This window comes from Streptomyces sp. NPDC043853 (assembly GCF_056436025.1).
In genome coordinates, this window is sequence record NZ_JBWKDJ010000019.1 from 22,578 (window position 1) to 45,843 (window position 23,266).

Annotated in this window: 26 protein-coding genes; 22 read left to right on the forward strand and 4 right to left on the reverse strand. The window is 70.0% G+C overall.

Features of this window, described 5'->3' with window-relative positions; translation table 11 throughout:
• The first annotated feature begins 22 nt into the window (after positions 1 to 22).
• The 17 genes from rpmE (at position 23) to AC067U_RS33935 (ending at position 15,727) form a co-directional block, all read left to right on the forward strand.
• Complete coding sequence (rpmE, locus tag AC067U_RS33855) at positions 23 to 244, forward strand: 50S ribosomal protein L31 (protein WP_365111216.1); 222 nt, start codon at positions 23 to 25, stop codon at positions 242 to 244.
• 139 nt (positions 245 to 383) lie between these two features.
• A complete protein-coding gene (gene prfA, locus AC067U_RS33860; protein ID WP_478833670.1) occupies positions 384 to 1,463 on the forward strand; it encodes a peptide chain release factor 1 in 1,080 nt (359 codons plus the stop codon).
• 88 nt (positions 1,464 to 1,551) lie between these two features.
• Positions 1,552 to 2,397: a peptide chain release factor N(5)-glutamine methyltransferase gene (gene prmC / locus AC067U_RS33865; RefSeq protein ID WP_478833671.1), complete on the forward strand. Its 846-nt coding sequence runs from the start codon at positions 1,552 to 1,554 to the stop codon at positions 2,395 to 2,397.
• Between the two features lie 49 nt (positions 2,398 to 2,446).
• Entirely contained in the window at positions 2,447 to 3,094 is a 648-nt protein-coding gene (locus AC067U_RS33870; protein ID WP_478833672.1) for an L-threonylcarbamoyladenylate synthase, read from the forward strand.
• Complete coding sequence (locus tag AC067U_RS33875) at positions 3,091 to 3,729, forward strand: arsenate reductase/protein-tyrosine-phosphatase family protein (protein ID WP_478833673.1); 639 nt, start codon at positions 3,091 to 3,093, stop codon at positions 3,727 to 3,729. The genes AC067U_RS33870 and AC067U_RS33875 overlap by 4 nt, the downstream gene beginning before the upstream one ends.
• Positions 3,730 to 3,996: 267 nt before the next feature.
• Positions 3,997 to 5,229 carry a serine hydroxymethyltransferase gene (locus tag AC067U_RS33880; RefSeq protein WP_478833674.1) on the forward strand — a complete coding sequence of 411 codons (1,233 nt, stop codon included), beginning with the start codon at positions 3,997 to 3,999 and terminating at the stop codon, positions 5,227 to 5,229.
• Positions 5,230 to 5,333: 104 nt separating this feature from the next.
• A complete protein-coding gene (locus AC067U_RS33885) occupies positions 5,334 to 6,695 on the forward strand; it encodes an MraY family glycosyltransferase (protein ID WP_478833765.1) in 1,362 nt (453 codons plus the stop codon).
• Positions 6,696 to 7,336: 641 nt separating this feature from the next.
• Positions 7,337 to 7,774 (forward strand): hypothetical protein, encoded by a 438-nt coding sequence (locus tag AC067U_RS33890; protein WP_478833675.1) that lies wholly within the window; start codon positions 7,337 to 7,339, stop codon positions 7,772 to 7,774.
• Positions 7,775 to 7,984: 210 nt separating this feature from the next.
• Positions 7,985 to 8,824 (forward strand): F0F1 ATP synthase subunit A, encoded by an 840-nt coding sequence (gene atpB, locus AC067U_RS33895; protein ID WP_478833766.1) that lies wholly within the window; start codon positions 7,985 to 7,987, stop codon positions 8,822 to 8,824.
• 72 nt (positions 8,825 to 8,896) lie between these two features.
• Complete coding sequence (locus AC067U_RS33900) at positions 8,897 to 9,127, forward strand: ATP synthase subunit c family protein (protein WP_365111196.1); 231 nt, start codon at positions 8,897 to 8,899, stop codon at positions 9,125 to 9,127.
• Between the two features lie 42 nt (positions 9,128 to 9,169).
• On the forward strand, positions 9,170 to 9,712 hold the full coding sequence (locus AC067U_RS33905; protein ID WP_478833676.1) for a F0F1 ATP synthase subunit B: 543 nt from the start codon (positions 9,170 to 9,172) through the stop codon (positions 9,710 to 9,712).
• Complete coding sequence (locus tag AC067U_RS33910) at positions 9,709 to 10,524, forward strand: F0F1 ATP synthase subunit delta (RefSeq protein WP_478833677.1); 816 nt, start codon at positions 9,709 to 9,711, stop codon at positions 10,522 to 10,524. The genes AC067U_RS33905 and AC067U_RS33910 overlap by 4 nt, the downstream gene beginning before the upstream one ends.
• Before the next feature lie 129 nt (positions 10,525 to 10,653).
• Complete coding sequence (atpA, locus tag AC067U_RS33915) at positions 10,654 to 12,246, forward strand: F0F1 ATP synthase subunit alpha (RefSeq protein ID WP_478833678.1); 1,593 nt, start codon at positions 10,654 to 10,656, stop codon at positions 12,244 to 12,246.
• Between the two features lie 20 nt (positions 12,247 to 12,266).
• Complete coding sequence (locus AC067U_RS33920; protein ID WP_478833679.1) at positions 12,267 to 13,184, forward strand: F0F1 ATP synthase subunit gamma; 918 nt, start codon at positions 12,267 to 12,269, stop codon at positions 13,182 to 13,184.
• On the forward strand, positions 13,184 to 14,626 hold the full coding sequence (atpD, locus tag AC067U_RS33925) for a F0F1 ATP synthase subunit beta (protein WP_478833680.1): 1,443 nt from the start codon (positions 13,184 to 13,186) through the stop codon (positions 14,624 to 14,626). The genes AC067U_RS33920 and atpD overlap by 1 nt, the downstream gene beginning before the upstream one ends.
• A 135-nt stretch (positions 14,627 to 14,761) precedes the next feature.
• Complete coding sequence (locus tag AC067U_RS33930; protein ID WP_351310763.1) at positions 14,762 to 15,136, forward strand: F0F1 ATP synthase subunit epsilon; 375 nt, start codon at positions 14,762 to 14,764, stop codon at positions 15,134 to 15,136.
• 144 nt (positions 15,137 to 15,280) lie between these two features.
• A complete protein-coding gene (locus AC067U_RS33935; protein WP_478833681.1) occupies positions 15,281 to 15,727 on the forward strand; it encodes a DUF2550 domain-containing protein in 447 nt (148 codons plus the stop codon).
• 138 nt (positions 15,728 to 15,865) lie between these two features.
• Here the strand turns inward: AC067U_RS33935 and AC067U_RS33940 are convergent, their stop codons facing one another.
• The 3 genes from AC067U_RS33940 to AC067U_RS33950 all read right to left on the reverse strand — a co-directional run bounded on the left by AC067U_RS33940 (position 15,866) and on the right by AC067U_RS33950 (position 19,778).
• Positions 15,866 to 17,725, reverse strand: a complete 1,860-nt coding sequence (locus AC067U_RS33940; protein WP_478833682.1) for a glycosyl hydrolase family 18 protein — start codon at positions 17,723 to 17,725, stop codon at positions 15,866 to 15,868.
• Positions 17,726 to 17,916: 191 nt separating this feature from the next.
• Positions 17,917 to 18,579 (reverse strand): response regulator, encoded by a 663-nt coding sequence (locus tag AC067U_RS33945; protein WP_478833683.1) that lies wholly within the window; start codon positions 18,577 to 18,579, stop codon positions 17,917 to 17,919.
• Positions 18,576 to 19,778, reverse strand: coding sequence for a sensor histidine kinase (locus tag AC067U_RS33950; protein ID WP_478833767.1), 1,203 nt, complete (start codon positions 19,776 to 19,778; stop codon positions 18,576 to 18,578). Before AC067U_RS33950 ends, AC067U_RS33945 begins: the two co-directional genes overlap by 4 nt.
• A gap of 152 nt (positions 19,779 to 19,930) precedes the next feature.
• Here AC067U_RS33950 and AC067U_RS33955 point away from each other — a divergent pair, with 152 nt between their 5' ends.
• Genes AC067U_RS33955 through AC067U_RS33965 form a run of 3 tightly spaced genes read left to right on the forward strand, consistent with a single transcriptional unit; the run spans position 19,931 to position 21,073 of the window.
• Positions 19,931 to 20,494, forward strand: coding sequence for a hypothetical protein (locus tag AC067U_RS33955; RefSeq protein ID WP_478833684.1), 564 nt, complete (start codon positions 19,931 to 19,933; stop codon positions 20,492 to 20,494).
• Between the two features lie 37 nt (positions 20,495 to 20,531).
• Positions 20,532 to 20,807, forward strand: coding sequence for a type II toxin-antitoxin system Phd/YefM family antitoxin (locus AC067U_RS33960; RefSeq protein ID WP_478833685.1), 276 nt, complete (start codon positions 20,532 to 20,534; stop codon positions 20,805 to 20,807).
• On the forward strand, positions 20,804 to 21,073 hold the full coding sequence (locus AC067U_RS33965) for a type II toxin-antitoxin system RelE family toxin (RefSeq protein WP_478833686.1): 270 nt from the start codon (positions 20,804 to 20,806) through the stop codon (positions 21,071 to 21,073). Before AC067U_RS33960 ends, AC067U_RS33965 begins: the two co-directional genes overlap by 4 nt.
• Positions 21,074 to 21,092: 19 nt before the next feature.
• Here the strand turns inward: AC067U_RS33965 and AC067U_RS33970 are convergent, their stop codons facing one another.
• Positions 21,093 to 21,665 carry a cob(I)yrinic acid a,c-diamide adenosyltransferase gene (locus AC067U_RS33970; protein WP_478833687.1) on the reverse strand — a complete coding sequence of 191 codons (573 nt, stop codon included), beginning with the start codon at positions 21,663 to 21,665 and terminating at the stop codon, positions 21,093 to 21,095.
• A 168-nt stretch (positions 21,666 to 21,833) separates the two neighbouring features.
• On the opposite strand from AC067U_RS33970, the gene AC067U_RS33975 reads away from it, so the two are divergent.
• Both AC067U_RS33975 and AC067U_RS33980 read left to right on the forward strand, forming a co-directional pair.
• A complete protein-coding gene (locus tag AC067U_RS33975) occupies positions 21,834 to 22,682 on the forward strand; it encodes a 3-hydroxyacyl-CoA dehydrogenase family protein (RefSeq protein ID WP_478833688.1) in 849 nt (282 codons plus the stop codon).
• A gap of 174 nt (positions 22,683 to 22,856) precedes the next feature.
• Positions 22,857 to 23,180 (forward strand): STAS domain-containing protein, encoded by a 324-nt coding sequence (locus AC067U_RS33980; RefSeq protein ID WP_478833689.1) that lies wholly within the window; start codon positions 22,857 to 22,859, stop codon positions 23,178 to 23,180.
• Positions 23,181 to 23,266 lie beyond the last annotated feature (86 nt).

Consider the following 23,266-nt stretch of genomic DNA (forward strand, 5'->3'; position numbering starts at 1 on the left):
CCTCCCGAAACTAGGAGACACCTTGAAGCGCGAGATCCACCCCGAGTACGTCGAGACCCAGGTCAGCTGCACCTGCGGCGCGTCGTTCACCACCCGTAGCACCCTGACCGAGGGCACCATCCGTGCCGAGGTCTGCTCCGAGTGCCACCCGTTCTACACGGGCAAGCAGAAGATCCTCGACACCGGTGGCCGCGTGGCCCGCTTCGAGGCCCGCTTCGGCAAGGCTGCGGCCGCCAAGAAGTAGCGAGACCTCGGCGCCGGTCTCCGGCCGCTCCCTGTCCACGCGGGGGTGGCCGGACCGGCGCCTTTGTCGTCCCGCCGCAGCCGTCGGCCCCCCACCCCGGCTGCCCAGCCCTTTCTCTTCTTTCACCAGGAGCCCGAAGATGTTCGAGGCCGTCGAGGACCTGGTCGGCGAGCACGCCGACCTCGAGAAGAAGCTCGCCGACCCGTCGGTCCACTCCGATCAGGCCAATGCGCGCAAGCTCAACAAGCGCTACGCGGAGCTGACCCCGATCATCGCCACCTTCCGGGCCTGGAAGCAGTCGGCCGAGGACATCGAGACGGCCAAGGAGCTGGCCGCCGACGACCCCGACTTCGCCGCCGAGGTGAAGGAGCTGACCGCGCACCGCGAGGAGCTCACCGAGAAGCTCCGGCTGCTCCTGGTGCCGCGCGACCCCAGCGACGACAAGGACGTGCTGCTGGAGATCAAGGCGGGCGCGGGCGGCGACGAGTCCGCCCTGTTCGCCGGCGACCTGCTGCGCATGTACCTGCGCTACGCCGAGCGCGTGGGCTGGAAGACCGAGATCATCGACTCCACCGAGTCCGAGCTCGGCGGCTACAAGGACGTCCAGGTCGCCGTCAAGACCAAGGGCGGCAACGGCGCGACCGAGCCCGGCCAGGGCGTCTGGGCCCGCCTGAAGTACGAGGGCGGCGTGCACCGCGTGCAGCGCGTGCCGGCCACCGAGTCCCAGGGCCGCATCCACACCTCCGCCGCCGGTGTGCTCGTCACCCCGGAGGCCGAGGAGGTCGAGGTCGAGATCAACCCCAACGACCTGCGGATCGACGTCTACCGCTCCTCCGGCCCCGGCGGCCAGTCCGTCAACACCACCGACTCGGCCGTGCGCATCACGCACATCCCGACCGGTGTGGTCGCCTCCTGCCAGAACGAGAAGAGCCAGCTCCAGAACAAGGAGCAGGCCATGCGCATCCTCCGGTCCCGCCTGCTGGCCGCCGCCCAGGAGGCCGCCGAGCAGGAGGCCGCGGACGCCCGCCGCAGCCAGGTGCGCACCGTGGACCGCTCCGAGAAGATCCGCACGTACAACTTCCCGGAGAACCGGATCTCGGACCACCGGGTCGGCTTCAAGGCGTACAACCTCGACCAGGTGCTCGACGGCGAGCTCGACCCGGTCATCCAGGCCTGCGTCGACGCGGACTCCGCCGCCAAGCTCGCCGCCGCGCAGTAACCGCACCAGCCCCGCGGAACGCGTACCGTCCCGAGTACCGTTCCGCGAACCGCCCCCCGTACGACAGCAGCCCGGAGGACCAGCGCAGATGAACTTGCTGCTTGCCGAGGTGGCCCAGGCCACCCAGCGGCTGGCCGCCGCCGGTGTGCCCTCTCCGCGTTTCGACGCGGAGGAGCTCGCCGCGTGGGTGCACGGGGTCAAGCGGGGGGAACTGCACCACGTCAAGGACAGCGACTTCGACGCCCGCTACTGGGAGGCGGTCGCCCGGCGCGAGGCGCGCGAGCCGCTCCAGCACATCACCGGGCGGGCGTTCTTCCGCTACCTGGAGCTCCAGGTCGGCCCGGGCGTGTTCGTACCGCGCCCGGAGACCGAGTCCGTCGTCGACTGGGCCATACAGGCCGTCCGCGCGATGGACGTCGTCGAGCCGCTGATCGTGGACCTGTGCAGCGGATCCGGCGCGATCGCCCTGGCCATGGCCCAGGAGGTGCCGCGGTCGCGCGTGCACGCCGTCGAGCTGTCCGAGGACGCGCTCGTCTACACCCGGAAGAACGCCGAGGGCTCCCGGGTCACCGTCCACCAGGGTGACGCGCTGAGCGCCCTGCCCGAGCTGGACGGCCAGGTGGACCTGGTCATCTCCAACCCGCCGTACATCCCGCTCACCGAGTGGGAGTACGTCGCCCCGGAGGCCCGCGACCACGACCCGCAGATGGCGCTGTTCTCCGGCGAGGACGGCCTGGACACCATCCGCGGCATCGAGCGCACCGCGCACCGGCTGCTGCGGCCCGGCGGCCTCGTCGTCGTCGAGCACGCGGACACCCAGGGCGGCCAGGTGCCGTGGATCTTCGCCGAGGAGCTGGGCTGGGCCGACGCGGCCGACCACCCGGACCTCAACAACCGCCCGCGTTTCGCGACGGCCCGGAAGGCGCTCCCGTGACCCGCGCCGACCACCCCGCCCCCCTTTCGATGTACGAGGAGTCCCGCTGATGGCACGGCGATACGACTGCAACGACGCGACGGACCGCAAGACCGGTCTGCGTGAAGCGGCATCCGCCGTGCGCCGCGGGGAACTCGTCGTCCTGCCGACGGACACCCTGTACGGCATCGGCGCGGACGCCTTCAACGCGGAGGCGGTCGGCGACCTGCTCGCCGCCAAGGGCCGCGGCCGGAACATGCCGACCCCCGTCCTCATCGGCTCCCCGAACACCCTGCACGGGCTGGTCACCGACTTCTCCGAGCAGGCGTGGGAGCTCGTCGACGCGTTCTGGCCGGGCGCGCTGACCCTGGTCGCCAAGCACCAGCCCTCGCTCGCCTGGGACCTGGGCGAGACCGGCGGCACCGTCGCCGTCCGCATGCCGCTGCACCCGGTCGCGATCGAGCTGCTGACCGAGGTCGGCCCGATGGCCGTCTCCTCGGCGAACCTGACCGGGCACCCCGCCCCGGAGGACTGCGACGCGGCCCGCGCGATGCTCGGCGACTCCGTCTCCGTCTACCTCGACGGCGGACCGACCCCGGGCATCGAGCCCTCGTCGATCGTCGACGTCACCGGGAAGGTGCCCGTGCTGCTCCGGGCCGGGGCGCTGACCGCCGACCAGCTCCGGGAGGTCGTACCCGACCTCGAGGTGGCCCCGTGAGCCCTGAGGGGCGTGGCATAGCGAGTGAATCGGGCGACACCTTCCGCATACTCCACGTCAGCACCGGCAACGTCTGCCGCTCGCCGATCACCGAGCGGCTCACCCGGCATGCCCTGATCCACCGCCTGGGCGGGGTGTCCACCGGCGGCCTGATCGTGGAGAGCGCCGGCACCTGGGGCCACGAGGGCGCGCCGATGGAGGCGAACGCCGCGGCCGTCCTGGCCGACTTCGGGGCGGACGCGTCCGGTTTCACCGGGCGCGAGCTCCTCGACGAGCACGTCATCCGTGCCGACCTGGTCCTGACCGCGACCCGTGACCACCGGGCGCAGGTCATCTCGATGGGCCACTCGGCGGGCCTGCGCACCTTCACCCTGAAGGAGTTCACCCGGCTCGTACGGGCGATAGACCCGGCGACGCTGCCGCCGCTGGACGACGGCATGGCCGCGCGGGCCCGCGCGCTGGTGCGGGCGGCGGCCGCGCTGCGCGGGTGGCTGCTGGCGCCGTCCCCCGACGCCGACGAGGTCTACGACCCGTACGGCGCGCCGATCACGTTCTTCCGCTCGATCGGCGACGAGATCCACCAGGCGCTGGACCCGGTCGTCACGGCCCTGACCGGGGTGACGGCCAACCGCTGACCGCCGCGCGGCGCGGGACCCGCGCCGGGACCGGTCCTGCGGTCCGGACCTCCTCCGGACGTCCTCCGGACGTCCTCCGGACGTTCGGACCGGTGGTTCCGTCCGGCGGTGCCGTACGGCCGGGCGATCCGATGGCGGGATCCGGTGGTGCGGTCCGGTCGTGGGACGCCCGCGGGTGCGTCCGTGCGGCCGCCGGGCGGGAGCGGCCGGCCCGGAATATCGTGGGCGGTACCCACAACCGGTACCCCTCGCGCGCGGGAGTCGGCCATGAGCATCCTCACGCAACCCACCGACCTCCTCCGCCGGCAGGACCCCCAGATGGCCGACATCCTCTCGGGAGAGGCCCACCGCCAGGACACCACCCTGCAGCTCATCGCCGCCGAGAACTTCACCTCCCGCGCGGTGCTCGCGGCGCTCGGCTCGGCCCTCGCCAACAAGTACGCCGAGGGCTACCCGGGGGCCCGGCACCACGGCGGCTGCGAATACGCCGACCTCGCCGAGCGGACCGCCGTGGAACGCGCCCGCGCCCTGTTCGGGGCCGAGCACGCCAACGTGCAGCCGCACTCCGGGTCGGCCGCCATGCTCGCCGCCTACGCCGCGCTGCTGCGGCCGGGGGACACCGTCCTCGCGATGGGCCTGCCCTACGGCGGGCACCTCACCCACGGCTCCCCGGCGAACTTCTCCGGCCGCTGGTTCGACTTCGTCGCCTACGGGGTGGACGCCGAGACCGGCATCATCGACTACCACCAGGTGCAGGCCCTGGCCCGCAGCCACCGGCCCAAAGCCATCGTCTGCGGCTCGATCTGCTACCCCAGGCACCCCGAGTACTCGGCCTTCCGGGAGATCGCCGACGAGGTCGGGGCGGTCCTGATCGCCGATGCCGCCCATCCGATCGGGCTGGTGGCCGGCGGAGCCGCGCCGAGTCCGCTGCCGTACGCGGACGTGGTCTGCGCGACCACCCACAAGGTGCTCCGCGGACCGCGCGGCGGGATGATCCTCTGCGGAGCCGAGCTCGGTGAGCGGATCGACCGCGCGGTGTTCCCGTTCACCCAGGGCGGCGCGCAGATGCACACCATCGCGGCGAAGGCCGTCGCCTTCGGCGAGGCGGCGACGCCCGCCTTCGCGCGCTACGCGCACCGCGCCGTCACCAATGCGCGCGCCATGGCCCAGGCCCTTGCCGCTCTCGGATTCGCGATCACCACGGGCGGTACGGACACCCATCTCATCACCGCCGACCCCGCACCCCTGGGCATGGACGGACGGGCCGCACGCGGCCGTCTGGCGGCCGCGGGGATGGTCCTGGACACCTGCGCCCTCCCCTACGGGGACCAGCGCGGCATCCGGCTCGGTACGGCCGCGGTGACCACGCAGGGGATGGGGGAGTCGGAGATGGTGCGGATCGCCGGGCTGTTCGGGCGGGCGCTGCGCGGCGAGGAGGCCCCGCGGGTGCGCGCGGAGGTGGCCGAGCTCACGCGCGCTTTTCCCCCTTATGGGGAGTAACGAACGCAAGGAGGGCGTAGCGCAACCGGGATGTGCTCCCCTCGCGTCCTCGGTGGAGAGGACAACACGGCTAATGTGTGGGGCTGAGATGGCCGGCGATACATCTGGGGCAGCCCGTGCGTGAATATCTGCTGACGCTCTGCGTCACGGTCGCGGTGACCTACCTGCTGACCGGACCGGTGCGGAAGTTCGCGATCGCGGCCGGCGCCATGCCGGAGATCCGCGCCCGTGACGTGCACCGGGAGCCGACTCCGCGGCTGGGCGGCATCGCCATGTTCGGCGGACTCTGCGCCGGCCTGCTGGTCGCCGACCACCTGCAGAACCTCAACGGGGTCTTCGAGCTGTCGAACGAGCCGCGGGCGCTGCTCTCCGGGGCGGCGCTGATCTGGCTGGTCGGCGTGCTGGACGACAAGTTCGAGATCGACGCGCTGATCAAGCTCGGCGCCCAGATGATCTCGGCGGGCGTGATGGTCATGCAGGGCCTGACCATCCTGTGGATTCCGGTCCCGGGCGTCGGCACGGTCTCGCTCACCCAGTGGCAGGGCAACCTGCTGACCGTCGCCCTGGTGGTCATCACCATCAACGCGGTGAACTTCGTGGACGGTCTGGACGGCCTGGCGGCGGGCATGGTGTGCATCGCGGCCGCGGCGTTCTTCATGTACTCGTACCGCATCTGGTACGGCTACGGCATCGAGGCCGCGGCCCCCGCGACCCTGTTCGCGGCCATCCTGATGGGCATGTGCCTGGGCTTCCTGCCGCACAACATGCACCCGGCCCGGATCTTCATGGGCGACTCCGGCTCGATGCTGATCGGGCTGGTGCTGGCGGCCGGCGCCATCTCCATCACCGGCCAGGTGGACCCCGATGCGCTGGCCCTGTGGGCCGGCGGTGAGCGCAACGCGACCCACGCGATGCTCCCGGTCTTCATCCCGCTGCTGATGCCGCTGACGATCATCGCGCTGCCGGCCGCGGACCTGGTGCTGGCGATCGTCCGGCGTACCTGGAACGGCCAGTCGCCGTTCGCCGCCGACCGCGGGCACCTGCACCACCGCCTGCTGGAGATCGGGCATTCGCACAGCCGGGCCGTCCTCATCATGTACTTCTGGTCGGCGCTGATCGCCTTCGGCGCGGTGGCCTATTCGGTGAACTCCACATCGATGTGGATCGTGCTCGTGATCGCCGCGCTGAGCGGTGTCGGCCTGGTCCTGCTCCTACTCCCGCGCTTCACCCCGCGCGCCCCGCAGTGGGCCGAGGGCCTGGTACCGCCGCGCTACCGGCACGCGGAGCGGGACGCCGAGGAGACGGCCCGCGAGGCCACGGCGGCGGCCCTCCCGGGCGCGCAGCCGGGCGACGGCCAGGACCCGGACCGGGTGCTCGTGGGCGGCGTCTCCGGCGTCAACGGCGCGACCGCGGTGGGCCCCCGTTCGCGCTTCCCCGACCGGCGCAAGGCCGGATCGTCACGCTGACGCGGCGCGGCGACCCAGGCATCCGGGTCATTCCGGGCGTGGCCGCCGTCCGAAAGGCCTCCGTGCGCGGCGTCACGCGGAGGCGGAAGCCGCCGGGATCCGGCCCACCCATGGCGGACGCGCCGGTGTGCCGAAGCGGCCATGTCCGACCGAGAGGGGTCCGCAACAACTGCAGCGGAACGCAGTGCTTCACCGTCACCGTGGCAGCCCGCAAGGACCCCAAGTTCCCAGGCGCAGGGCAGGGCGGGCCCCACGGAAGCGTGGGGTGCGCCTTTCTGTTCGCTCCTGCGGGCAGGGGCGTCAACGAGGGCGGTGGCACTTCCCCGTTTGCGCTACCCGACCGGCGGATGGTCGGATCGCCGGGCTGACGTACGCCGGTGCTACCGGGACGGAACGTCCTATATCAGACACGGCGGCCGCGCGTCGCGCACACACGTGCGCGGTCACTCTCATGTGTGACAGCGAGCACACCCCCAGGTAAAGACCTCATCAAATAGTTTGTGATACCGTTCACTAGACCCGGCGACAGAGCCGAAGGACCGTAGTGCGACGGTTCGTTGGCCCGAGGTTTCCTCTCGGACCGGGCTTACGCTCGTCCCGTACGAGTCCCGTGCCCCCCAAAACATGCGGAGCCACCCGCCATGCGGTCTGATGACGTCCGATCCCTCCTGCAAGCCGCTGTACCCACTGCTGCCGTCGGCGTTCTCGCCGCCGTGATCAGCGGTGTGGTCGCCGGCGGCAAGGGGGCGATAGGAGCCGTCGTCGCGACCCTGATCGTGATCCTCTTCATGGGCATGGGATTCGTCGTTCTGCAGCGCACGGCACGCTCGCTGCCGCATCTGTTCCAGGCGATGGGATTGATGCTGTACACGGCACAAATTCTTCTGCTGTTCATCTTTGTCGCCGCGTTCAAGAACACCACGCTGTTCAACCCCAGGGCCTTCGCCATCACGCTCGTCGCGACCACCCTCGTGTGGATCGGCGCGCAGACGCGTGCTCACATGAAGGCCAAGATCCTCTACGTCGAGCCGGACTCGGCCAAGGCCGAAAAGCCCGAGAACTCGGGCCCCAAGACGTGAAGGGTAGGGGCGGGATAAGTGAGCGTTCGAGATCCTGCTATCGTCCGGTGCCGAGTGCGGCACTACGGGCGCGGGCATCTGAGCTGACGCCTGTTCCATCGCGAGGCTCGCTGCCTGCCCGCCGCCCCACCATCCGTAACACCAGTCCAGTGCCGAACCGCGGCTGCGCGCCGCGCCGACACAACGAGGTTGCCGTACCTATGCGCCACGCTGAAGGAGCCCGCGGTGAGTGCTGACCCGACGCAGGTGCTCGCCTTCGAGACCGACTGTCACATCTTCGACGGATGTGGCTTCCCGGCCCCGGGCCTGCACTCGTTCCTCTTCGAGCCGATCTTCGGTGACGCGAACAGCAGCTTCGGTTATTTCAACAAGACGATGCTGCTCGCCCTCCTGGGCACGGTCATCATCGTCGGCTTCTTCTGGGCCGCTTTCCGTAAGCCGAAGCTGGTTCCGGGCAAGCTCCAGATGGTCGCCGAGGCCGGCTACGACTTCGTGCGCCGCGGGATCGTCTACGAGACCCTGGGCAAGAAGGAGGGCGAGAAGTACGTCCCCTTCATGGTGGCGCTGTTCTTCTTCGTCTGGATGATGAACCTCTGGTCGATCATCCCGCTGGCCCAGTTCCCGGTGACCTCGATCATCGCGTACCCGGCCGCGCTCGCCGCGATCGTCTACGTCATCTGGATGTCGGTGACCTTCAAGCGTCACGGCTTCGTCGGCGGCTTCAAGAACATCACGGGCTACGACAAGTCGCTCGGCCCGGTCCTGCCGATGGTCATGGTCATCGAGTTCTTCTCGAACGTCCTGGTCCGCCCGTTCACCCACGCGGTCCGACTGTTCGCGAACATGTTCGCGGGTCACACCCTGCTGCTGCTGTTCACCATCGCCAGCTGGTACCTGCTGAACGGCATCGGCATCGCCTACGCGGGTGTCTCGTTCGTGATGGTCCTCGTGATGACCGCCTTCGAGCTCTTCATCCAGGCCGTCCAGGCGTACGTCTTCGTCCTCCTGGCCTGCAGCTTCATCCAGGGCGCGCTCGCCGAGCACCACTGATCGCCCACCCAAAGCTCCCATTCGTCCGGTGGCCAACCCCCACCGGTCCGTGAAAGAGAAGGAAGAACTGGCATGTCCCAGACCCTTGCCGCAGTCACCGGCTCCCTCGGCTCCATCGGTTACGGTCTCGCGGCCATCGGCCCGGGCGTCGGCGTCGGCATCATCTTCGGTAACGGCACCCAGGCTCTCGCCCGTCAGCCCGAGGCGGCCGGCATCATCCGCGCCAACCAGATCCTCGGCTTCGCCTTCTGTGAGGCGCTCGCCCTCATCGGTCTGGTCATGCCGTTCGTCTACGGCCCCTGATCTCCGGATCCCGATCAGCCAAACTAGACGAAAGGCACTGATGTGAACCTCCTGGTTCTCGCGGCTGAGGAGCCTCAGAGCCCCCTCATTCCGCCGCTCCCCGAGCTGGTCATTGGCTTTATCGCCTTCGTCATCGTCTTCGGCTTCCTCGCCAAGAAGCTCCTCCCGAACATCAACAAGGTTCTGGACGAGCGTCGCGAGGCCATCGAAGGCGGTATCGAGAAGGCGGAAGCCGCTCAGACCGAGGCCCAGAGCGTGCTGGAGCAGTACAAGGCCCAGCTCGCCGAGGCCCGGCATGAGGCCGCTCGCCTGCGCCAGGACGCGCTGGAGCAGGGCACTGCGCTCAAGGAAGAACTGCGCGCAGAGGGCCAGCGGCAGCGTGAGGAGATCATCGCTGCCGGCCACGCCCAGATCGAGGCCGACCGCAAGGCCGCCTCGCAGGCACTTCGCCAGGACGTGGGCAAGCTCGCCACCGACCTGGCGGGCAAGCTCGTCGGTGAGTCCCTCGAGGACCACGCCCGGCAGAGCCGCACCATCGACCGGTTCCTCGACGAGCTCGAGGCGAAGGCCGAGGCCGCCCGATGAACGGAGCGAGCCGCGAGGCGCTGGGCGCCGCGCGCGAGCGTCTCGACGCGCTGACGGACAACACGTCCGTCGACGCGGAGAAGCTCGCCGGCGAGCTGGCTGCCGTCACCGCGCTGCTCGACCGCGAGGTCTCGCTGCGTCGGGTCCTGACCGACCCGGCGCAGTCCGGCGAGGCCAAGGCCGAGCTTGCGAACCGGCTGCTCGGCAGCCAGGTCGGCGGGGAGACCCTCGACCTGGTGACGGGCATGGTCCGGTCCCGCTGGTCGCAGTCCCGTGACCTGGTGGACTCGCTGGAGGAGCTGGCGAACACCGCCGACCTCACGGCGGCCCAGAGCGCCGGCACGCTCGACGACGTCGAGGACGAGCTGTTCCGGTTCGGCCGGATCCTCGCCTCGAACACCGAGCTGCGTGCCGCGCTGACCGACAAGGCCGCGACCGGCACCGCCAAGAGCGAGCTGCTCCGCAGCCTGCTCGGCGGGAAGGCCAAGGCCGCCACGGAGCGTCTGGTCGTCCGTCTGGTCACGCACCCGCGTGGACGTAGCCTGGAAGCGGGACTGGAGTCCCTTTCCAAGCTCGCCGCCGAGCGCCGCAACCGCATGGTCGCCACCGTGACCACCGCGGTGCCGCTCAGCGACGTGCAGAAGCAGCGTCTCGGCGCGGTGCTGGCCAAGCTGTACGGCCGCGAGATGCACCTGAACCTCGACGTGGACCCCGAGGTCCTCGGCGGGATCTCGGTGCGCGTCGGCGACGAGGTCATCGACGGCTCCATCGCGGAGCGCCTCGCCGAGGCGACCCGTCGTATGGCCGGCTGACCAGCCACCAACTCAAGAAGCATTTGTCGACGGCCCGGTTGGGCCGTGCAGAACTTGCAGAAGATTCCTGGGGGTCACCCCCAGACCCCTATGAAGCTTCAGGCCCAACAAGGAGAGCAGGGAACCCAGATGGCGGAGCTCACGATCCGGCCGGAGGAGATCCGGGACGCGCTGGAGAACTTTGTCCAGTCGTACAAGCCGGACGCGGCCTCGCGCGAGGAGGTCGGTACGGTCAGCCTGGCCGGCGACGGCATCGCGAAGGTGGAGGGCCTGCCCTCCGCCATGGCGAACGAGCTGCTGAAGTTCGAGGACGGCACCCTCGGTCTCGCCCTCAACCTCGAGGAGCGCGAGATCGGTGCGATCGTCCTCGGCGAGTTCAGCGGCATCGAGGAGGGCCAGCCGGTGCAGCGCACCGGTGAGGTTCTCTCCGTCGGCGTCGGCGAGGGCTACCTCGGCCGCGTGATCGACCCGCTCGGCAACCCGATCGACGGTCTCGGCGAGATCGCGACCGAAGGCCGCCGCGCCCTCGAGCTGCAGGCCCCCGGCGTCATGGTCCGCAAGTCGGTCCACGAGCCGATGCAGACCGGCTACAAGGCCGTCGACGCCATGGTGCCGATCGGCCGTGGCCAGCGTCAGCTGATCATCGGTGACCGTCAGACCGGCAAGACCGCTCTGGCCGTCGACACGATCATCAACCAGCGCGACAACTGGCGCTCGGGCGACGTGAACAAGCAGGTCCGCTGCATCTACGTCGCCATCGGCCAGAAGGGCTCCACCATCGCGTCCGTGCGCGGCGCCCTGGAGGAGGCCGGCGCGCTGGAGTACACGACCATCGTCGCCGCCCCGGCGTCCGACCCGGCCGGCTTCAAGTACCTGGCGCCCTACACCGGCTCCGCCATCGGCCAGCACTGGATGTACCAGGGCAAGCACGTCCTGATCATCTTCGACGACCTGTCGAAGCAGGCCGACGCCTACCGTGCCGTTTCGCTGCTGCTGCGCCGCCCGCCGGGCCGTGAGGCGTACCCGGGTGACGTCTTCTACCTGCACTCGCGTCTGCTGGAGCGCTGCGCCAAGCTCTCCGACGACATGGGCGCCGGCTCGATGACCGGTCTGCCGATCGTCGAGACCAAGGCCAACGACGTCTCGGCGTTCATCCCGACCAACGTCATCTCCATCACCGACGGCCAGTGCTTCCTGGAGTCCGACCTGTTCAACGCCGGCCAGCGCCCGGCCCTGAACGTCGGTATCTCGGTCTCCCGCGTCGGTGGTTCGGCCCAGCACAAGGCGATGCGCCAGGTCTCCGGCCGTCTCCGCGTCGACCTCGCCCAGTACCGCGAGCTGGAGGCGTTCGCCGCCTTCGGTTCCGACCTGGACGCCGCGTCGAAGTCCGCGCTGGAGCGCGGCAAGCGCATGGTCGAGCTGCTGAAGCAGGGCCAGTACCAGCCGATGCCGGTCGAGGAGCAGGTCGTCTCCGTGTGGGCCGGTACCACCGGCAAGATGGACGACGTCCCGGTCAACGACATCCGTCGCTTCGAGTCGGAGCTGCTGGAGCACCTGCGTCTGAACCGCAAGGACCTCCTGACCTCCATCCGCGAGGGCGCGAAGATGTCGGACGACACGATCCAGTCCATCGGGGACGCGATCGCCGACTTCAAGAAGCAGTTCGAGACCTCGGACGGCAAGCTTCTGGGCGAAGACGCGCCGGCCGCCGCCGGTAAGTGACGACGGAAGGGACCTGACTCATGGGAGCACAGCTCCGGGTCTACAAGCGTCGCATCCGTGCCGTCACCGCGACCAAGAAGATCACCAAGGCGATGGAGATGATCGCCGCCTCGCGCATCGTCAAGGCGCAGCGCAGGGTGGCGGCCTCGACGCCGTACGCGACCGAGCTCACCCGTGCGGTGACCGCGATCGCCACCGGGTCGAACACCAAGCACCCGCTCACCACCGAGGCCGAGTCCCCGGTCCGTGCCGCGGTCCTGCTCGTCACGAGCGACCGCGGTCTGGCCGGCGGCTACTCGTCCAACGCCATCAAGGCTGCGGACCGGCTGATCGAGCGGCTGCAGGGCGAGGGCAAGGAGGTCGACAGCTACATCGTCGGCCGCAAGGGTGTCGCCTACTACGGCTTCCGCGAGCGCAAGATCGCGGACAGCTGGACCGGCTTCACCGACAACCCGAGCTACGCGGACGCCAAGGCCGTCGCCGCGCCCCTGATCGAGGCGGTCTCGAAGGAGACCGCCGAGGGTGGCGTGGACGAGCTGCACATCGTCTACACGGAGTTCGTGTCGATGATGACGCAGAACCCGGTGGACAACCGGATGCTGCCGCTCAGCCTTGAGAAGGCCGCGGAGGAGAGCGGGACGAAGGGCGAGATCCTTCCCCTGTTCGACTTCGAGCCGTCGGCGGAGGACGTCCTCGACGCCCTGCTGCCGCGCTACGTCGAGAGCCGGATCTACAACGCGCTGCTGCAGGCCGCTGCTTCCGAGCACGCCGCCCGCCGCCGCGCGATGAAGTCGGCCACCGACAACGCCGGGGAGCTCATCAAGAGCCTCTCCCGCCTTGCCAACGCGGCCCGCCAGGCCGAAATCACCCAGGAAATCAGCGAGATCGTCGGTGGCGCCAGCGCCATGGCTGACGCGACCGCGGGGAGTGACAAGTAATGACGACCACTGTTGAGACGGCCGCCGCCACGGGCCGCGTCGCCCGGGTCATCGGCCCGGTCGTCGACGTGGAGTTCCCCGTCGACGCGATGCCCGAGATCTACAACGCGCTGACCGTTCAGGTCGCCGACCCGGCCGAGGAGGGCGCGCTCAAGACGCTGACCCTCGAGGTCGCGCAGCACCTCGGTGACGGCCTGGTCCGCACCATCTCGATGCAGCCCACCGACGGTCTGGTCCGCCAGGCCACGGTGACCGACACGGGCACGGGCATCACCGTCCCGGTCGGTGACTTCACCAAGGGCAAGGTGTTCAACACCCTGGGTACCGTGCTCAACTACCCGGAGGCCAACTCCGAGGTGACCGAGCGCTGGCCGATCCACCGCAAGGCGCCGAACTTCGACGAGCTCGAGTCGAAGACCGAGATGTTCGAGACCGGCGTCAAGGTCATCGACCTCCTCACCCCGTACGTCAAGGGTGGAAAGATCGGTCTGTTCGGTGGTGCCGGTGTCGGCAAGACCGTTCTGATCCAGGAAATGATCTACCGCGTCGCCAACAACCACGACGGTGTGTCGGTGTTCGCGGGTGTCGGTGAGCGTACCCGTGAGGGCAACGACCTCATCGAGGAGATGACGGACTCGGGCGTCATCGACAAGACCGCCCTTGTCTTCGGCCAGATGGACGAGCCCCCGGGCACCCGTCTGCGCGTCGCCCTGGCCGGTCTGACCATGGCGGAGTACTTCCGCGATGTTCAGAAGCAGGACGTGCTCTTCTTCATCGACAACATCTTCCGGTACACCCAGGCCGGTTCCGAGGTGTCGACCCTGCTCGGCCGTATGCCCTCCGCGGTGGGTTACCAGCCGAACCTGGCCGACGAGATGGGTCTCCTCCAGGAGCGCATCACCTCGACCCGTGGTCACTCGATCACCTCCATGCAGGCGATCTACGTCCCCGCCGACGACCTCACCGACCCGGCGCCGGCGACCACCTTCGCCCACCTCGACGCGACGACGGTTCTCTCCCGTCCGATCTCCGAGAAGGGCATCTACCCGGCCGTGGACCCGCTGGACTCGACGTCCCGCATCCTCGACCCGCGGTACATCGCGGCGGACCACTACGCCACGGCGATGCGCGTCAAGGGGATCCTGCAGAAGTACAAGGACCTCCAGGACATCATCGCGATCCTCGGTATCGACGAGCTGGGCGAGGAGGACAAGCTCGTCGTCCACCGTGCCCGCCGTGTCGAGCGCTTCCTGTCGCAGAACACCCACGTCGCCAAGCAGTTCACCGGCGTCGACGGTTCGGACGTTCCGCTCGACGAGTCGATCGCCGCGTTCAACGCGATCTGCGACGGTGAGTACGACCACTTCCCCGAGCAGGCGTTCTTCCTCTGCGGTGGCATCGAGGACCTGAAGGCCAACGCCAAGGAGCTGGGCGTCTCCTGATCCGGGGCGGTCCTTGCCAAAGGATCGCCAAGGTTCACCGGAGAGGGGCGGGCATGTCCCGTCCCTCTCCACACGCCCATTAGAATTTGACCCAACACCCGGCAGACCCGCCGGGTGGTGACCCGAGGAGCCACCTTGGCTGCTGAGCTGCACGTCGAGCTGGTCGCGGCGGACCGTAGTGTCTGGTCCGGCGAGGCCACCCTGGTCGTCGCCCGCACCACGTCCGGCGACATCGGCGTCATGCCCGGTCACCAGCCGCTTCTCGGCGTGCTGGAATCGGGCCCGGTGACCATCCGTACCAGCGAGGGCGGCACGGTCGTCGCCGCGGTGCACGGCGGATTCATCTCGTTCGCGGACAACAAGCTGTCCCTGCTGGCCGAGATCGCCGAGCTCGCGGACGAGATCGACGTCCAGCGGGCGGAGCGGGCACTGGAGCGCGCCAAGTCGGAGGCCGATGCGGCCGCCGAGCGCCGCGCCGATGTCCGACTGCGCGCGGTCGCGGGGCACTGACCCTGCGCCGAAGAGTGTGAAACCTCAGCCGCGGCCCGACCGGAGCTTTCCGGAGCGGGTCGCGGCTGAGGCGATGCAGCTGCCTTCCGGATCCTGTCCGGCAAGGCAAACGTCGAGTTCGAATGAGCGAGGAGGTCGGTGAAGATGCTCCTCGCTCTGCTTGTGAGCGGCCTGGTCGTAGCCCTGGTGGTGATCGGGCTCTTCGTGTTCGGGCTGCGCCGGCGGCTGATCCAGCGGTCCGGCGGCACCTTCGACTGTTCGCTCCGCTGGGGTGTCGCGGAGGAGCCCGACCTGTCCGGCAAGGGCTGGGTCTACGGGGTCGCCCGGTACAGCGGTGACCGCATCGAGTGGTTCCGTGTGTTCAGCTATGCGCCGAAGCCGCGCCGGCTGCTGGAGCGGGACTCGATCGAGGTGCTGGCCCGCCGTGCCCCGGAGGGCGAGGAGGAGCTGGCGCTGCTGTCCGACGCCGTCGTGCTCGGCTGTCTCCACCAGGGGACCCGCCTGGAGCTGGCGATGAGCGAGGACGCGCTGACCGGTTTCCTGGCCTGGCTGGAGGCCGCGCCTCCGGGCCAACGGGTGAATGTCGCCTAAAAGTTCCTTGCCCGTTGGGTGGGGGTCCCCCCGGACGAAGTCTGGGGGAGAGTGAACGTGGCCTGAGCGCGTTCGAGACGTGAAGAAGCCGGGATGACGGGGGCGGCCCGTCATCCCGGCTTCGGTCTGTTTACTGCTCTACTGCAGGCCGGTGTGGACGGCGCTCGCGAGCTCACCGTTCGCGGTGTCGCCGCTGAACTCCCAGTAGAAGGCTCCGCGCAGCCCCTGCTGCTTGGCCCAGGTCATCTTTCCGGCGATGGTGGCGGGGGTGTCGTAGCTCCACCAGTTGCTGCCGCAGTGGGCGTACGCGGTGCCGGCGACGGTGCCGGTGGCCGGGCAGCTGCCCTTGAGCACCTTGTAGTCCTCGATGCCCTGCTCGTACGTGCCCTGCGCGGGGCCGGTGGCGGTGCCGCCGGGGGCCGCCTGGGTGACGCCGGTCCAGCCGCGGCCGTAGAAGCCGATGCCCAGGTTGAGCTTGCTGCCCGGGACTCCCTTGGCCTTGAGCTTGGCGATGGCCTCGGCGGAGTTGAAGCCGGCCTGCGGGATGCCGGCGTAGGAGGTGAGCGGGGAGTGCGGGGCGGTCGGGCCCTGGGCGGCCCAGGCGCCGAAGAAGTCGTACGTCATGACGTTGTAGAAGTCCGTGTACGCGGCGGCGCCCGCGTAGTCGGCCTTGTCGATCTTGCCGCCGTCCGAGGCGTCGGCGGTGATGGCGGCGGTGACCAGGTTGTTCGCGCCGAACTTGGCGCGCATGGCCTGCATCATGTTCTTGAAGGCGGCCGCGCCCGAGGTGTCGCAGCTCAGGCCGCAGGCGTTGGGGTACTCCCAGTCGAGGTCGATGCCGTCGAAGACGTCGGCCCAGCGCGGGTCCTCGACGAGGTTGTAGCAGGAGTTGGCGAAGGCGGTCGGGTTGGCCGCGGCCTGGCCGAAGCCGCCGGACCAGGTCCAGCCGCCGAACGACCACAGCACCTTGATGTGCGGGTACTGCTTCTTCAGCTTGCGGAGCTGGTTGAAGTTGCCGCGCAGGCTCTGGTCCCAGGTGTCGGCGACCCCGTCGACGCTCTGGTCGGCCGTGTAGGCCTTGTCGTAGTCGGCGTAGGAGTCACCGATCGTGCACTGTCCGTTCTGGACGTTGCCGAAGGCGTAGTTGATGTGCGTGATCTTGCTCGCCGTGCCCGAGGTGACCAGGTTCTTCACGTGGTAGTTGCGTCCGTAGACGCCCCAGTTGGTGAAGTAGCCGAGCTTGACCGGGCCGCCGGGGAGCGGCGGGTCGACGACCCCGCCCGAGGTGGTGACCGAGAGGGTGCCGGAGGCGGGCCCGGTCTGGTCGGCGGTGTCCCTCGCGACCACGTGGTAGCTGTAGGCGGTGCCCTTGGTCAGGCCGGTCTCGGCGCGGGAGGTGCCGGTGACGGTGGCGACCTTGGTGCCGTTGCGGTAGACGTCGTAGTCCTTGACGCCCTTGTCGTCGGTGGCGGCCGCCCAGTTCAGGGTCAGCGAGGTCTCGGTGACGTTCGCGGCGGTGGGGGTGCCGGGGGTGGAGGGGGGAGCGTCGCCGGGCTGGCTTCCGCCGTCGCAGGAGGCTCCGTTGATCTTGCAGCCGGAGGGGGCGCCCGGGCCGGCGCCGTTGAAGCCGAAGCTGATGCTGGCGCCCGGGGCGAGGGTGCCGTTCCAGCCGGCGTTCCTGCCGGTCCAGTGGTTGCCGGAGTTGGTGACGGCGGCGTCCCAGGCCGAGGTGACGCGGGTGTCGGAGGGGTAGTCCCATTCGACGGCCCAGCTGGTGAGGGTGGTGTCACCGGTGTTCTTGATCGTCCACTTGCCCTCGAAGCCGGTGCCCCAGTCCTGGGTCTTGACGTAGGTGGCGGTCGCGGAGGTCGCGGCGTGGGCGGGTGGGGCCAGGCCGACGAGTCCGGCGATCGGAAGGGCGAAGGCGGCGACGGTCGCCGCCACCCGGGACAGGAGACGGGTGCGCGTGCGGGTGCGTGGGGGGGATGCTGCGCTCAAGGGTGCTCCTCCGTAGGTCCGCCGCTGTCGGAGGCCGGCAGCGGCATGGGGGTGGGACCTGCGCCGCCCGTGAGCGCACCCGGGGCACGTTGTCATGGCACGCTCACCGCAGTATGGCCGTGAGCGTAGAAAGGTCTGTACCAAGCGTCAAGAGGTCTGGACCAAACCTATGGATGTCCCGCCAGGACCCCTTAGAGGCCCAACTCCTGTGCCAGCACGGCCGCTTGGACCCGGCTGCGCAGGTTCAGTTTGCCGAGCAGCCGGCTGACGTGGGTCTTCACGGTGGCCTCCGCCATCCCCAGCCGTGCCGCCACCTCCGCGTTCGACAGCCCCTCGCCCAGACAGGACAGGACCTCCCGCTCCCGCCGGGTCAGCGCCTCCACGGCCGCGCTCCGCGCCGGGTCGACCGGGGCGGCAGCCGGGCGGGCGGTGCGCGGTGCCGCGAACTCCGCGATCAGCCGCCGGGTCACCGCCGGTGAGATCAGTCCCTCTCCGCGGGCGACCGTACGGACCGCCTCGATCAGCTCCCGGGCATCGGCGTTCTTCAGCAGGAAGCCCGCCGCTCCCGCGCGCAGCGCCCCGAACACGTACTCGTCCAGGTCGAAGGTGGTCAGCACCAGCACGTCGGCCAGTCCCTCGGCCACCACCCGCGCCGTCGCGGCCACCCCGTCCAGCCTCGGCATCTGGACGTCCATCAGGACCAGGTCCGGCCGCAGCTCCCGGGCCAGCCGGACCGCCTCCTCGCCGTCCGCGGCCTCGCCCGCGACCTCGATGTCGCCCGCGCTGCGCAGGATCAGCACCAGCCCGGCCCGTACCGCCGACTGGTCCTCCGCCACCAGCACCCTGATCGTCATGCCTCCACCGCCTTCTCCTCGGCGGGCAGCACTGCCCGCACCCGCCACACCGAGCCGTCCCGGCCCGCGCCGAACTCACCGCCCAGCAGCTCCGTCCGTTCCCGCATGCCGACCAGCCCGGCGCCGGAGCCGGGCGCCCGCGGCCCCGGCCGCTCCCCGTACGGACTGTCCACCCGCACCGTCAGCAGTCCGTCGGACCGGGCCAGCCGGATCCGGACCGTACCGGGCACCGCGTGCTTGAGCGCGTTGGTCAGCGACTCCTGCACGATCCGGTACGCGGCCAGCTCCACCGGCGCCGGCAGCGGTTCCCCGCCGCGCGGCCGGCCGTCTTCCAGGACGAAGTCCAGCCCGCTCGCCGAACCGGTCGTACGGGCCTGCTCCAGCAGTGCCTCCAGCCCGTCCAGCGAGGGCACCGCCACCGGCTCCTGCTCCGCCCCCGCCTCCCGCAGCAGCCCGATCAGCCGGCGCATCTCCGACAGGCCCTGCACGCTGTTCTCCCGGATCACCCCCAGCGCGTCCCGGCTGGTGCCGGGGTCGTCGATGGACAGCGCGGCGGTGGAGTGGATGGCGATCGCGGACAGGTGGTTGGCCACCATGTCGTGCAGCTCCCGGGCCATCCGGGCGCGCTCGGCGACGATGGCCGATTTACGGTCCATTTCGGCCAGCAGCGCGGTCTGCTCCGCCCGCAGCCGGGCCGCCTCCGCCGCCTCTCGGTGGTTGCGGACCGAGGCCCCGGTCAGCGCCGGGCCGAAGCACACGATGCCGACGACCACCCCGATCAGGACCGACTCCGGGGTGCGCAGCCAGGCCACCGCGATCAGGGTCACGGCGACGGTGATCAGCCCCGTGCTCACGGGCAGCCGGCGGGCCAACGCGGGCCGCCCGTAGACCACGGCGGCGTACATCACGTCCGTGAACATGAAGACGGTGGCCAGGTTGCCGGCTGTGAACTGGTCCGCGATCACCGCGATGGTCCCGATGGACAGCGCCGTCTGCGGGGCGGTCCGCCGGAACAGCTCCAGCACGCCCATCACCGCCAGCGGCACCAGGGCCGCCCACGCGGGCAGCAGGTCCCGGAAGGAGGTGGTGTACAGCCCGAGCGACCACAGCGCCAGGCCGGCGAGCACACTGACCACGGCGATGACCACGTCGTGGCGGTGGGGGCGGAAGTGCGGCGGCAGTCTCACGGCACCATCCAACACGGTGCGGACCGCCCGGGCGTCGACGCGGGAGGTGAATCCCCAGTACATCGAAGGATGCAGTGGAAGGTCGTCTCCGCAGACGACGAATCCGGCAGGTCCCGGCGGGAACCTTGAGGGGTGACCCACTGATCCCGAACGGAGACACCGCTGTGATCGTCGCGCTGATCATCGCCTGCGAGGTCGGCTTCTGGGTGCTGCTCGCGGCCGGCCTCGCCCTGCGCTACCTCGCGAAGAAGCCCCGGCTCGGAGCCGCGGTCCTGCTGCTGGAGCCGCTGCTCGAACTCGTGCTGCTCATCGTCACCACCGTGGACCTGAAGAACGGTGCCGAGCCCGACTGGAAGCACGGCCTGGCCGCCCTCTACATCGGCTACACCGTCGCCTTCGGGCACTACACGATCACGTGGCTGGACGCGCACGCCGCCCACCGCCTCGCCGGCGGCCCGAAGCCGCCCGGCGCAGGCTACGGCAAGGCCCGCGCCGTCCACGAGTGGAAGCTGTGGCTGCGCACCCTGGTCGCCGCCGCGGTCGCGCTCGCCCTGCTCCAGGGCGCGATCCTCTACGTCGGCGACTCGGGCGACACCGGCTCGCTGGAGTCCTGGCAGTTCACCGCGCTCCGGATCACGGGCATCCACGCCCTGGTCGCCGCCGCCTACACGATCTGGCCGAAAAAGGCCCCTGTCGCCGCCTCCACCGAGCCGGAGCAGATCCGCTGACCCGCTTGGTGTACACGGTGCCGGGTACACTGCTGGTATGGATGAATCCGTGTCCGTCCGCGAGGCCAGGGCGAACCTGGCGAAGCTGCTCGACCAGGCGCAGGGCGGCGAGGCGACCGTCATCACACGCGCCGGTGCCCCGGTCGCCGCGATCGTGCCCATCGAGGAGTACGAGGCGCTGGAGGAGGCGGCGGACGAACTGCTCGCCCGCCAGGCCCTGCGGACCCTGGCCGAGGAGGGGGACGAGCCGCGGGCCACGCTGGCGGACGTCCTCGCCGACCTCTTCGGGCCCCCCGCGTCGGACGTGGCGTGAAGTACGCCTTCGAGTTCACGGCCACGGCACGACGGCAACTGCGCGGCATCGACCAGCCGACCGCGCTGCGCCTGCTTCACGCCCTGAGCCTTCTGGGCGAGGACCCGTACCGCGAACACGCGGACGTGAAGGAGCTGTCCGGCCACGACGCGCTGTACCGGCTGCGGGTCGGCGCGTACCGGATCGCCTACACCGTCGACAACGGCAAGCTCGTCATTCTGGTGATCGAAGTGGGTCACCGCCGGGAGATCTACCGCAGGCTCTGAGCGGCCCGGGCGCTGTCGGTCAGCGTTCGCCGCCGGGGACCCACAGGACGTCGCCGACCTCCTTGTTGGCGGTGCGGGCCAGGATGAACAGCAGGTCCGAAAGCCGGTTCAGGTAGGTGGCGGTGAGCGGGTTCATCGTCTCGCCGTGCACCTCCAGCGCCGCCCAGGTGGAGCGCTCGGCGCGGCGGACCACCGTGCAGGCCTGGTGCAGCAGGGCCGCGCCCGGGGTGCCGCCGGGCAGGATGAAGCTCCGCAGCTTCTCCAGCTCCTCGTTGAAGCGGTCGCAGTCCGCCTCCAGCTTGTCGACGTAGAACTGCTCCACCCGCAGCGGCGGGTACTCCGGGTTCTCCACCACCGGGGTGCACAGGTCCGCCCCCACGTCGAACAGGTCGTTCTGGATCCGGACCAGGACCTTCACGACCTCCTCGGGCAGCGCGCCGAGCGCGATCGCGGTCCCGATCGCCGCGTTGGCCTCGTTGGCGTCGGCGTACGCGGAGATCCGCAGGTCCGTCTTGGCCGTCCGGCTCATGTCGCCGAGCGCCGTCGTGCCCTTGTCGCCGGTCCGGGTGTAGATGCGAGTGAGGTTCACCATGCCGTCAGCGTAGTCCGGCGGGGGGTGAAGTCCCGGGCCCGGTCGGGCCGCTGGGCCGGACCGGTGTGATGTCCGTCATCTGAGACGTGACGCGTGTTACTTCCCGGTCACACGGCCGCCCGCGAGCGCTACTCTCCGCCGGAGACCTACGAGATCTAGGGGTGTGCAGTGGCTGGGAAGCTCGCCGTCATCGGTGCCGGCTTGATGGGTTCCGGGATCGCTCAGGTGTCCGCTCAGGCGGGCTGGGACGTCGTCCTGCGCGATGTCACCGACGCCGCCCTGACCCGGGGGACCGACGGTATCAAGGCGTCGTACGACCGGTTCGTGGCCAAGGGCAAGCTCTCCGCCGAGGACGCCGAGGCGGCGCTCGGCCGGATCACCACGAGCACCGAGCTGGAGGCCGTCGCCGACGCCGACATCGTCGTCGAGGCCGTCTTCGAGAAGCTCGAGGTCAAGCACGAGATCTTCCGCGCCCTGGACAAGCTGGTCCGCGAGGACGCCGTGCTCGCCTCCAACACCTCCGCCATCCCGATCACCAAGATCGCGGCCGTGACGGAGCGCCCGGAGCGGGTCGTGGGCACCCACTTCTTCTCGCCCGTCCCGATGATGCAGCTCTGCGAGCTGGTCCGCGGCTACAAGACGAGCGACGAGACGCTCGCCACCGCCCGCGCCTTCGCCGAGTCCGTCGGCAAGACCTGCATCGTGGTCAACCGCGACGTGGCCGGTTTCGTGACCACCCGTCTGATCTCCGCCCTGGTCGTGGAGGCGGCGAAGCTGTACGAATCGGGCGTGGCGTCCGCCGAGGACATCGACATCGCGTGCAAGCTGGGCTTCGGGCACGCCATGGGCCCCCTCGCCACCGCCGACCTGACGGGCGTGGACATCCTGCTGCACGCCACCAGCAACATCTACACCGAGTCCCAGGACGAGAAGTTCGCGCCGCCGGAGCTCATGCGCCGCATGGTCGACGCGGGCGACATCGGCCGCAAGAGCGGGCAGGGCTTCTACAAGCACTGAGCGCTCACGGCGCGCCCGTAAACCAGTTGGAACCTGTCGATAGCGGCCGATACCTTTCTCACCCCCACGGGTGAATTAGGTATCGGTTCGCTCACGGTCGGCAACTTCCCTGCCCGCGCGGCAGTCAGTTGCAGTGAGAGTTGCACGCCTACGCAGTCCTGCCGGGGAGCACATATGCACATCAGGGGCGACCACGCCGAACTCGCTGTCGGGGGCCGCCTCGACGTGCGCAGCGCGGCGGACGCCCGTACGGTCCTGCACACCGCCCTCGACGACGGCGCCGGTGATCTGGTCCTCGACCTCACCGCCCTCGACTCCTGGGACGCGACCGGCCTGGGCGTCATCATGGGTGCGCACCGGCGGGCCGGCCGGACCGGGCGGCGGCTGGTGCTGCGCGGGGTGCCGCCGCAGATGCAGCGCCTGCTGGTCGCGACCCGACTGCACCGGATCCTCGCGATCGAGGGCGGCCTGGAGGCGGAGTCCCTGCCCCGGGTGTGAGCCCCCGGTGTGCAACCGGAGTGTGTGGCCCCGCTTGTGTGCGCGCAGACCGGGCGAAACGTAACGGTCCGGTGGTGATGGACCCC

Bases quoted from the DNA above. Each gene is read 5' to 3' on its own strand.
- AC067U_RS33870 (WP_478833672.1), top strand. From the start codon at position 2,447: ATGGCACGGCGATACGACTGCAACGACGCGACGGACCGCAAGACCGGT.
- atpA (WP_478833678.1), top strand. From the start codon at position 10,654: ATGGCGGAGCTCACGATCCGGCCGGAGGAGATCCGGGACGCGCTGGAG.
- prfA (WP_478833670.1), top strand. From the start codon at position 384: ATGTTCGAGGCCGTCGAGGACCTGGTCGGCGAGCACGCCGACCTCGAG.
- AC067U_RS33920 (WP_478833679.1), top strand. From the start codon at position 12,267: ATGGGAGCACAGCTCCGGGTCTACAAGCGTCGCATCCGTGCCGTCACC.
- atpD (WP_478833680.1), top strand. From the start codon at position 13,184: ATGACGACCACTGTTGAGACGGCCGCCGCCACGGGCCGCGTCGCCCGG.
- AC067U_RS33890 (WP_478833675.1), top strand. From the start codon at position 7,337: ATGCGGTCTGATGACGTCCGATCCCTCCTGCAAGCCGCTGTACCCACT.
- AC067U_RS33980 (WP_478833689.1), top strand. From the start codon at position 22,857: ATGCACATCAGGGGCGACCACGCCGAACTCGCTGTCGGGGGCCGCCTC.
- AC067U_RS33945 (WP_478833683.1), bottom strand. From the start codon at position 18,579: ATGACGATCAGGGTGCTGGTGGCGGAGGACCAGTCGGCGGTACGGGCC.
- AC067U_RS33910 (WP_478833677.1), top strand. From the start codon at position 9,709: ATGAACGGAGCGAGCCGCGAGGCGCTGGGCGCCGCGCGCGAGCGTCTC.
- AC067U_RS33970 (WP_478833687.1), bottom strand. From the start codon at position 21,665: ATGGTGAACCTCACTCGCATCTACACCCGGACCGGCGACAAGGGCACG.
- prmC (WP_478833671.1), top strand. From the start codon at position 1,552: ATGAACTTGCTGCTTGCCGAGGTGGCCCAGGCCACCCAGCGGCTGGCC.
- AC067U_RS33900 (WP_365111196.1), top strand. From the start codon at position 8,897: ATGTCCCAGACCCTTGCCGCAGTCACCGGCTCCCTCGGCTCCATCGGT.
- AC067U_RS33935 (WP_478833681.1), top strand. From the start codon at position 15,281: ATGCTCCTCGCTCTGCTTGTGAGCGGCCTGGTCGTAGCCCTGGTGGTG.
- AC067U_RS33960 (WP_478833685.1), top strand. From the start codon at position 20,532: ATGGATGAATCCGTGTCCGTCCGCGAGGCCAGGGCGAACCTGGCGAAG.
- AC067U_RS33880 (WP_478833674.1), top strand. From the start codon at position 3,997: ATGAGCATCCTCACGCAACCCACCGACCTCCTCCGCCGGCAGGACCCC.